At 71.3% G+C, this 7,340-nt stretch carries 7 protein-coding genes; 3 read left to right on the forward strand and 4 right to left on the reverse strand.

What is annotated here, in order from left to right:
* Positions 1-150: 150 nt before the first annotated feature.
* On the forward strand, positions 151-486 hold the full coding sequence (locus FHX52_RS12125; protein WP_141822359.1) for a hypothetical protein: 336 nt from the start codon (positions 151-153) through the stop codon (positions 484-486).
* Positions 487-519: 33 nt separating this feature from the next.
* On the opposite strand, the gene FHX52_RS24675 is transcribed toward FHX52_RS12125, so the two are convergent.
* Positions 520-2,724, reverse strand: a complete 2,205-nt coding sequence (locus tag FHX52_RS24675) for an ATP-dependent DNA ligase (RefSeq protein WP_141822361.1) — start codon at positions 2,722-2,724, stop codon at positions 520-522.
* A 279-nt stretch (positions 2,725-3,003) separates the two neighbouring features.
* Here FHX52_RS24675 and FHX52_RS12135 point away from each other — a divergent pair, with 279 nt between their 5' ends.
* On the forward strand, positions 3,004-3,705 hold the full coding sequence (locus FHX52_RS12135; protein ID WP_141822363.1) for an SRPBCC family protein: 702 nt from the start codon (positions 3,004-3,006) through the stop codon (positions 3,703-3,705).
* Here FHX52_RS12135 and FHX52_RS23875 read toward each other — a convergent pair.
* Positions 3,695-4,108, reverse strand: a complete 414-nt coding sequence (locus FHX52_RS23875) for an NINE protein (protein ID WP_185747258.1) — start codon at positions 4,106-4,108, stop codon at positions 3,695-3,697. The two genes, FHX52_RS12135 and FHX52_RS23875, sit on opposite strands and share 11 nt — an antisense overlap.
* A 184-nt stretch (positions 4,109-4,292) precedes the next feature.
* On the opposite strand from FHX52_RS23875, the gene FHX52_RS12145 reads away from it, so the two are divergent.
* Positions 4,293-5,114, forward strand: coding sequence for a DUF4097 family beta strand repeat-containing protein (locus FHX52_RS12145; RefSeq protein ID WP_185747259.1), 822 nt, complete (start codon positions 4,293-4,295; stop codon positions 5,112-5,114).
* Between the two features lie 51 nt (positions 5,115-5,165).
* Here the strand turns inward: FHX52_RS12145 and FHX52_RS12150 are convergent, their stop codons facing one another.
* A complete protein-coding gene (locus FHX52_RS12150; protein WP_185747260.1) occupies positions 5,166-6,242 on the reverse strand; it encodes an NAD-dependent epimerase/dehydratase family protein in 1,077 nt (358 codons plus the stop codon).
* A 7-nt stretch (positions 6,243-6,249) separates the two neighbouring features.
* Complete coding sequence (locus FHX52_RS12155) at positions 6,250-6,807, reverse strand: SRPBCC family protein (RefSeq protein ID WP_141822372.1); 558 nt, start codon at positions 6,805-6,807, stop codon at positions 6,250-6,252.
* Positions 6,808-7,340 lie beyond the last annotated feature (533 nt).

Genomic DNA, 7,340 nt, shown 5'->3' on the forward strand with positions numbered 1-7,340 from the left:
CAGCCGGGCAGGGACTCGCCTCGCTCGGGCCGCCCGCAACCCATCGGACGGTGAGCACTCTCACCGGCTCGGGCGATGTGGGGCCGCAGTGCTGCTCGATAGAATTCGGGTGACGCCGACACCGGCGTCCATGCGGCAAAGGAGCCAGCAATGAGCACTCCGGCCCTCTTCATGGAGCGAGTCCGCCTCGAAGACGGATACCACGAGGACGATCTCCCCTTCATCGAGCGCACCCTGACGCAGCTCTTCCACCACCTCGAGCGCTTCGACCCGTCGAAGGTCTACATCGGCCTGCGGGTCAAGGAGCGGGGGAACCCCGGAATGCGCACCTCGATCGAGCTCTGCGTCGCCGGACTGCCCACGCTCATCGGGATCTCCGAGCTGACCGACACCAAGGACGCCCTCAACGACGCCGAGGGCAAGGTCATCTCGCAGCTTCGCGAGGCCGCCGACCGTCACCACCACCGTCCCCAGCGCCGGCACTGACGGCACTGACGGTACTGACGGCACGACATCGCCTCAGCCGGAGCCGCCGGCAGACAGCACGTCGGCGAGGTCGTAGCTCACCGGCTCGTCGAGCTGCTCGAAGGTGCACGACTCGGGGGTGCGGTCCTCGCGCCACCGGACGAACTGCGCCGTGTGACGGAAACGGGTGCCCTCCATGTGGTCGTAGCGCACCTCGACGACCCGCTCGGGGCGCAGCGGCACGAACGACAGGTCCTTCTGGTTGTTCCACCGGGAGTACTCCGACGACCGCGGTGTGCGTACGCCGTCGCCCCCCTCTGACGGCGCCGCCCAGTTCCACGGGTGCTCGTCCCACTCGGCGACGAGTGGCTGCAGCTCCTCGAAGAGCTCCTTGCGCCGTGCCATCGGGAAGGCGCCGATGACCCCGACCGAGGCGAGCTTGCCGTCCGACCCGTAGAGCCCGAGCAGCAGCGAGCCGATCGCGTCGGGCCCGCTCTTGTGCACGCGGTAGCCCGCGACGACGCAGTCGGCGGTGCGCTCGTGCTTGATCTTGAACATCAGCCGCTTGTCGGGCTCGTAGGCGATGTCGACGGGCTTGGCGATGACCCCGTCGAGCCCGGCCCCCTCGAACTGCGTGAACCAGCCCTTCGCCACGTCGCGGTCGGCGGTGGCCGCGGTCAGGTGGATCGGCGCAGCAGCACCAGCGAGCGCCTTCTCGAGCGCGGCCCGGCGCTCGCTGAAGGGCCGCCCCCGGTAGTCCTCGTCACCGAGGGCCAGCAGGTCGAAGGCGACGAACGACGCAGGCGTCTCCGCCGCCAGCTTCTTCACCCGTGACGCGGCAGGGTGGATGCGCTGCTGCAACAGGTCGAAGTCGAGCCGGTCACCGGAGGACGGCGACACGAGCACGATCTCGCCGTCGATGACGGCCCGCTCGGGGAAGTTCGCGAGCACCGCCTCGACGACGTCGGGGAAGTATCGCGTCATCGGCTTCTCGTTGCGCGAGCCGATCTCGACGAGGTCACCCGACCGGAAGATGATCGACCGGAAGCCGTCCCACTTCGGCTCGTAGAGCACGTCGGCCTTGACGGCCGAGAAGTCCTTGACCGGCTTGGCCAGCATGGGCGACACCGGGGGGACGACCGGCATACCCCAGGTGGTGAGGAGGTCGGCGTCGCGCTCGGCCTTGGGCGCCATGTAGTCGGCGTCGGCCTTGTCGGTGCGCCGTTTGCTCGGCTGCACGCGCGGGGGCTCGCCCGGCATCTTGGGGTAGTCGGGCGGGAAGTTGAGCTCGCCGAGCCCGCGCTCGGACACGTCGCGATCCCAGAGCGCGAGGGCAGCAGCGACGTCGCCCACCGCGTCGTCGATGCCCTCCCACGCGTCGCCGCGCTCGGCCACGAGACCGGGCACCGTCCGCAGCGTCAGCTCCTTGGGGTCGACCGACCCCAGCTCCTCCCACGTCACCGGCGTCGACACGGGTGCCCCAGGCAGCGGCCGCGGCGAGTAGGCCGACGCGATCGTGCGGTCGCGGCACGCCTGGTTGAAGTCGACGAAGATCTTCTCGCCGCGCTCCTCCTTCCACCACGACGTCGTCACGAGGTCGGGCAGGCGCCGCTCGAGCTCACGCGCGATCCCGATGACGCCGTGGCGCACGTCGAGGAACTCGTGCGTCGGCGCCACGCGGGCATAGACGTGCACGCCGCGGTTGCCCGACGTCTTCGCCCACGCCGTCAGCCCGATCTCGGCCATCACCTCGCGCAGGGCGTATGCCGCCTCGACCGCATCCGTGAACCCTCGCCCCGGCTGGGGGTCGAGGTCTATGCGCAGCTCGTCGGGGCGGTCGACGTCGTCGGTGCGCACCGGCCACGGGTGGAAGGTGATGGTGTTCATCTGCGCCGCCCAGACGGCGTCCGCCACCTCGTCGATGACGAGCTGCGGGTGCCTGCGCCCCGAGGGATACGTGCACATGACGGTCCGCGTGTGGTCGGGCACTCCCTTGGGCGGGTTCTTCGAGAAGAACTCCTCGCCCTCGATGCCCTCGGGGAAGCGCTGCAGCGTCACCGGCCGGTCGCCGAGTGCCCTCAGCAGGGGCTCGCCCACCGCCACGAGGTATGCCGCGAGGTCGAGCTTCGTGACCGGCTGACCGTCCGCCATGCCGGACGCCGGCCAGAGGACCCGGTCGGGGCTCGAGACACGCACCTCCTGCACCCCCGTCGGGCTCGACGGACTGGGCGCTGCGACGACGGCGGGCTTGGCGCTCACCCGCCGATCGTAGCCATGGCCACGGACAGCCCACCGCGATGAGAGTCGGCCCTCTTCGGGCGGTGGCGCACACGTCCGAGCCAGCGGCACACCGTATGCCGTGTGCTGGCGACCTCCACGTGTGAGGGCAGCCCACCGCGATGAGCGGCCTGCCCCTTCGGGTTGGCGCACACGTCCGAGCCAGCGGCACACCGTATGCCGTGTGCTGGCGACCTCCACGTGTGAGGGCAGCCTCGGGGTGTGGGTCCGGCGAGGCGTCGGTGGTGACACGATGGGGGCATGCACGAGCAGGAGCGCGCGACGCCGGACCGCGTCCGGCAGCTGACGCGCGCCGGGCTGATCGGCGGCGCTGCCGCTGCGGCGGCGTTCGCCGGGTGGACCTTCCGGTGGACCTACCTGCACTACGGCGCCTCCGGCGGCGAGCCGGTCGAGACCCTGCCCGGCGATGACCTGCTGCCGGCGGCCGACCTCGTCGCGACCCGCGCGGTCACCATCGGCGCCACGCCCGACCAGGTCTGGCCGTGGGTCGCCCAGCTCGGACAGGGCCGGGGCGGGTTCTACAGCTACGACCGCCTCGAGAACCTCGCCGGCTGCGAGATCGAGAGCGCCGACCGGATCCACCCCGAGTGGCAGGACGTGCAGGTCGGAGACCCGTTCCGGCTGCACCCGAAGCTCGCGCTCGTCGTCGCCGAGTTCAACCCCGGCCACAGCCTCGTCGTCGACGGTCGGGCCCGACCGGGGGAGCCGGCTCCCCCCTACGACTTCACGTGGGCCTTCGTCGTGCGGCGCCACCCCGGACTGCGCACGCGCCTCATCGTGCGGGAGCGCTACGGCTACACGACGCCGGCGTCACGGCTCGTCGTCGAACCGCTGGCGGCTGGAAGCGCGCTCATGACGCGCAAGATGCTGCACGGCATACGGGATCGGGTGGAGGCGGCCCGGCCGGGAGATCCCCAGCCGGGCGGGTGGGTCACCAGTTGAGCAGGACGCGGTCCTGCTTGTCGCGGAAGGTGCCCACGAGGATGAGGATGAGGTCGATGAGGGCCCAGATGCCGAGGCCCCCGAAGGTGAGCAGCTGAAGCACTCCCGTGCCGACCTTGCCGACATAGAAGCGGTGAACGCCGAGCACGCCGACGAAGAAGCAGAGCAGCGCGGCCGCCAGTCGTGACCGGTCGCTCACCGGGTTGCCGGAGGCGTCGTGGGTCACCGGGACGAAGGCGGCCGAGATGGTCGGCGCCGGGGCCTGCGCCTGCGGCAGGAGCGGACCGACCTGCTCGGTCCAGGAGGCGCCGTCCCAGTAGCGGGACTGCGGCTTGCCCTCGGGGTCGGGATACCACCCCGCCGGGATCTCGCGCGGGGGCTGCGGGACGGCTTGCTCGGTCATGCGGTCCTCCGGAGGTCGGTGCTGCGTGCGCCCCCAGCATGCCGCACCGAGCAGGACTCCGTGGCGCCACCTGCGCCCGACCATGGCTCCGTCGTGGGCATCCGTGATGGGCCCGGAAACCCGTGGTCGTGGGCGCGCGGGTGCCCCTACGGTTGTCGCGAGTACTCGGATGAGGGGGATCCACATGAGCACCGACCCGATGAGACCCGTGCCCGACGACCGCATCCACGGCGACGACTACCGCCAGGCGGAGCCGGGCGACGCGGCCGGGGAGCAGGTGAACCGGGCATCGACCCGGCCCTACTGGGTCCTGGCCGGGCTCGGCGCGGCCCTCGTGGTCGGCAGCCTCGTCGGGGCCGGCGCCTGGACATCGCTGACCGGTGGCGCGTGGCACTCGGCCGACGAACGCCAGGTCTATGCGCAACCCGTGTCGGCAGTGACGATCGACGGCGGCGCCGACGACGTCGAGGTGCGCGGCGGCGGCACGAGCGGGCGGGTCGAGGTGGTGCGCCACCTCAGCTGGGGCCAGGGCTCGTCGCGGCCCGCCGTCAGCGAGACGTGGTCGGGCCAGACCCTGCAGATCGGGTCCGCGTGCAACGGGGTGGTGGACTTCTGCTCCGTCGACTACGTCGTCATCGTTCCCGACACGACGGCGGTCGCCATCACGGGCGGCTCCGGCGACGTCGAGCTCGTCGGCGCCCTCGGCGAGGTCGACGTGAAGACGGGTTCCGGCCGGCTCGACGGGCGCGACCTCGCCAGCGCCACGCTCAAGGCGACCGCCGGCAGCGGCGACATCGACCTCTCCTTCGAGACGGCGCCGACGAGCCTCACCCTCGAGGCCGGCTCCGGCGACGTGTCGGTGCGGGTGCCTGACGACCGCGGCTACGCCACGGCGATCACGACCGGCTCGGGCGAGGAGGACGTCTCGGCCCGCGTCGACCCCGGCAGCCAGAGCCGGCTCACCATCAGGACCGGCTCCGGGGACGTCGAGGTCACGAGCTCCTGAAAGGGGCGGCACACCTCCTGTCGGAAGTGGGCACTCGACTGGAGGGAGGGGTCAGCGACTCGGGAGGGCGCCGCGGAGCCAGTCGAGGACGGAGCGGTCGCGCGCCCACGCCGGGTCGCCCACCGAGGGGGCCTGCGGGTCTCCGCCCACGGCGGCGCCGTCAGGGGCGCGGTCGCTGAAGTCGGCCACCGTGTCGGCCTCAGCGTCAGAGCTCGCAGCCGACGCGCGCGGCGTCGCGAGCGACCGGCGGATCGCCTCGGCCACGGTGAGGCGGCCGCCGACCGGCTCGCCGAACACATCGGCGGCGTCGCGGTCGGCCACCATGTCGTGCCCGAGGCTGGGGATCAGCGACTCGACGACCGGCGCGGGCACGTCGACGAGGCGACCCGCGACCCGCGCGACGACGTCGACAGGAGCCAGCCACACGGGCAGCTGCACGCGACGCAGCCGGGCTGCCCCGGCATACGTGCGCAGCAGCGCCATGTAACTGAGTCGGTCCGGCCCCACGACGTCGAGGTGCCCGGTGATCTCGGGGCGCTCGATCGCCTCGGCGAGGTAGTAGACGGCGTCGGTGACCGACACCGGCTGGATCACCGAGCTGCCCATCCAGGCCGGAACGGTCTGCACGACACCGAGCCGCTGTGAGGTCTGCCGCATCACCTCGAAGCTCGTCGACCCGGCGCCGACCACCATCGACGCGCGCAGGGTGAGCACCGACGTGTCGGCCGTCGCGAGGATCTGCTCGACCTCGAGCCGCGAGAGCAGGTGGTCGGACAGCTCCTCGGGCGGCAGGTCGGGAACGATGCCCGAGAAGTAGACGAGACGGGTCGCGCCGACGACGCCCGCGGCATACGCGACGTTGTCGGCGGCCTGCCGGTCGAGCCGCATGAAGTCGGCGTCGTCGAGCCCGTGCACGAGGTAGGAGATCGCGTCGACCCCGCCGAGCGCCGCCACGACCGCCTCCTCGTCGTGCACGTCGACGCGCCGCCACTCGACGTCTCCCGACCAGGGGTATGCGGCGGGCGGGCTTCGATGGTGGGTGGCCACGACGTCGTGGCCGCGTCGCAACAGCTCGGGCACGAGGCGGGAGCCGACGTAGCCGCTCGCCCCGACGACGGCGACCTTCATCGACGCGTCACGAGCGACGACGCCGACGGCCCGTGAAGGAGCCGAGCAGGTCGGTCGCCGACCTCCACAGGTCGACTGCATCGCCGTCGTCCTCACCCGGCGCGGTGGCGGCGTCAGGGCTGGCCATGCGGTGCAGGAAGCGCTCGACGAGGGGGTCGGACGCCCGCTGCACGAGGCCCTTGCCGACCTCGAGCGCCGCGCCGTAGAACTGCAGGTCCGTCGTCATGCGGGCGCGGGTGGCCGGCCGCTCCTCGGTGTGGCCCTCGGCCTGCGAGAGCACGACCGCGACGGCGATCGTTGCCTTGCCGAGCCCGTGCCGCTCCTGGCCGGTGGCCTCGATCTTCGCCCGGTGGCCGTCGGTGCGTCGCTCGGTCAGGGAGCCCTCGCCGTCGAACCAGACGGTCAGGGGGCCGAGCCTCGAGCGGATGTTGCCGACGAAGTCGTCGCCCTCGACCTCGGTGACGGTCGCCCCCGGGAAGCACCGGCCGACGACCTCGAGATCCATGAAGTTGGCCCACACGTGGTCGATGGGTGCGGCAAGCACCTGGCTGTGACTGAGCCTCACGGCGGCACCTCCTGCACGGCATACGGTCTCGGCTGTCACGGTGCCATACCCACCCCGCCCGCGCGAGGGTCGCTCGGTCGGCGGGGGCCCGTCACCCGCGATCGAGAGGGCGCTCCGACCGGGCCGACGGGGCGCCGAAGGTGACCGAGCGCTGCTTTTTCGATCTGTGCGGTAGGTGCTGTTTTGTGACAGAGCGAAGAATTTCCTTCTCAGGTTGAAGGCTGTTCCTCCCGGTGGCGGAGTTCTGAGTGCTTCACTGAATTGCGTTGCAGCACAGACTCTTTCGAGTATCACGAAAGTCGCTGAGGTCCACGTGGTGGGCGCGCTTCTCGAATGCTGAGATCGCTGTCAGGGTTGGTGTCCGGGTCGATTTCGCCGAAATCGAGACATGGGTCACACGCAGTCCTATTGTCCGAAACGGCGCGGTTTTGCCGCGCCTTCGGAACTGACACCGGCTGCGCCACTCGACGGGAAGCCTCATGGGCTTGATCCATCGTTTGACCGCTACGCCGAGTCCACGACTCGGCGCAGCG

It is taken from the genome of Humibacillus xanthopallidus (genome assembly GCF_006717145.1).
Classification (GTDB): domain Bacteria; phylum Actinomycetota; class Actinomycetes; order Actinomycetales; family Dermatophilaceae; genus Humibacillus; species Humibacillus xanthopallidus.